At 70.3% G+C, this 1,829-nt stretch carries 2 protein-coding genes; both read left to right on the top strand.

Translation table 11 applies throughout. The features are described from left to right. Positions 1-481 (top strand): rod shape-determining protein (locus Q7S93_RS03210; RefSeq protein ID WP_304712134.1); only part of this gene is annotated, 481 nt, incomplete at its 5' end. A 114-nt stretch (positions 482-595) separates the two neighbouring features. Further along, positions 596-1,693 (top strand): rod shape-determining protein MreC, encoded by a 1,098-nt coding sequence (gene mreC / locus Q7S93_RS03205; RefSeq protein WP_304712133.1) that lies wholly within the window; start codon positions 596-598, stop codon positions 1,691-1,693. The last annotated feature ends 136 nt before the right edge of the window (positions 1,694-1,829 follow it).

Genomic DNA, 1,829 nt, shown 5'->3' with positions numbered 1-1,829 from the left:
CGACAAGATGGACGAGGCGATCATCTCCTACATGCGCCGCAACCATAATCTGCTGATCGGTGAAACCACCGCCGAGCGGATCAAGAAGGAGATCGGCACCGCCCGCGCCCCGGCCGACGGCGAGGGCCTGTCCATCGAGGTCAAGGGCCGCGACCTGATGCAGGGCGTGCCGCGCGAAGTGCGCATCAGCGAGAAACAGGCCTCCGACGCCCTGTCGGAGCCGGTCGGCCAGATCGTCGATGCGGTGAAGATGGCGCTGGAGGCGACGCCCCCCGAACTCGCCTCCGATATCGCCGACAAGGGCATCATGCTGACCGGCGGCGGGGCCCTGCTGCGGGGCCTGGACGCCGAGATCCGCGATCACACCGGCCTGCCGGTGACCGTGGCCGACGATCCGCTGTCCTGCGTGGCGCTCGGCTGCGGCAAGGTTCTGGAACATCCCAAGTGGATGAAGGGCGTTCTGGAATCCACCCTGGCCTAGGACGGACCTGGGTCCGGACGAAAACGTCGGAATCGGGCAAGGTCGGTCTAGGATTTGCTGAACTGACGCAGGCGGCGCTTGGCCGTCTTGGTGTCTGCGGGGAGACGGGCTTAGGTGTCCTTTCGGGACAATCCCTTCGGTGAGATCCGGGTGCCGCTGGTCTGGACCGCCGGCGTCGCCCTCATCGTGGCCGTCGTCGTGGCCGCCGCCCTGCTGCTCGGCGATCGCCGCGAGACCTTCCGCAACGAGGCCTATGGGGTGACCCGCGAGGTCAGCGACGCCGTCAGCGCCCCGGTCACAGGGGTCGTCTCTGCGCCGCTTCACTGGCTGGGCTCGCTGTCGGGCGCTGTGGGCGACTACTTCTTCGCCGTCTCCGAGAACCGCCGCTTGCGCCAGGAGCTTGAGGCCGCCGCGGCCCTGGAGCAGGAGGTGCTGAGCCTGCGGGATCTCAATGAGCGGTATCGCGATCTTCTGGGCCTGCAGACCAATCCGCCGATCCCCATGGTCTCGGCTCGCGTGGTGGCCGATGCGCGGGGCCCCTTCGCCAATACCCGCCTGGCCAACGCCGGGAGCGAGCGCAATATCCGCATCGGCAACCCAGTGATGAGCGAATACGGCCTGGTCGGCCGGGTGGTCGGCGTCACCCGCGGGGCCAGCCGCATCCTGATGCTGACCGACATCGCCTCGCGCACGCCGGTGATGGTGGATCGCACCAACGCCCGGGCCATCCTGACCGGCGACGGCGGTCCCAATCCCAAGCTCGACTATCTGCGCGGCCAGGACCCGGTGAAGGACGGCGACCGGATCGTCACCTCCGGCGACGGCGGCCTCATGCCCCGGGGCCTGCCCGTGGGCGTGGCGGTGCGCGGGGTGGACGGCGCCTGGCGCGTGGTGCTCAGCGCCGATTCCGGGGCGGTGGACTTCGTGCGCGTCCTGCTGTTCGAGGACTTCTCCCAGCTGGTCGACCAGGACGAACTGAACGCCCCCGCCGAACCGCCGGCCAACAACGCCCTGCCAGCCGTGGGCGTGACCTCGCCGCCGCCGCCCCCCGCGCCGGCGGCCCAGAGCCCGGTGCAGAAGGCGCCCGCCCCACGCGGCCCAACGCCCAAGGCGCCCACGCCAAAACCACCGGCTCAGAAGGCTCCGACCCAGCCGGCGCCTGCGCCCGCCGCCGAGACGCCCCCGCCGCCCGCCCTGGAGCCGGTGTTTTGAGCCTGACCGCCGGCCGCCTCGATCCCCTGAGCTGGCTGGGCCTGCCGATCCTGCAGTGCGTGCTGGCCACCATCCTGTTCAGCCTGCCGGTGCGGGTTTTCGGCTGGGGCCTGCCGGAGCCGGTCTTCTGCATGGT

It is taken from the genome of Phenylobacterium sp. (genome assembly GCF_030646615.1).
Taxonomy (GTDB): Bacteria; Pseudomonadota; Alphaproteobacteria; order Caulobacterales; family Caulobacteraceae; genus Phenylobacterium.
This window is presented reverse-complemented; position numbering and strand designations above follow the sequence as displayed.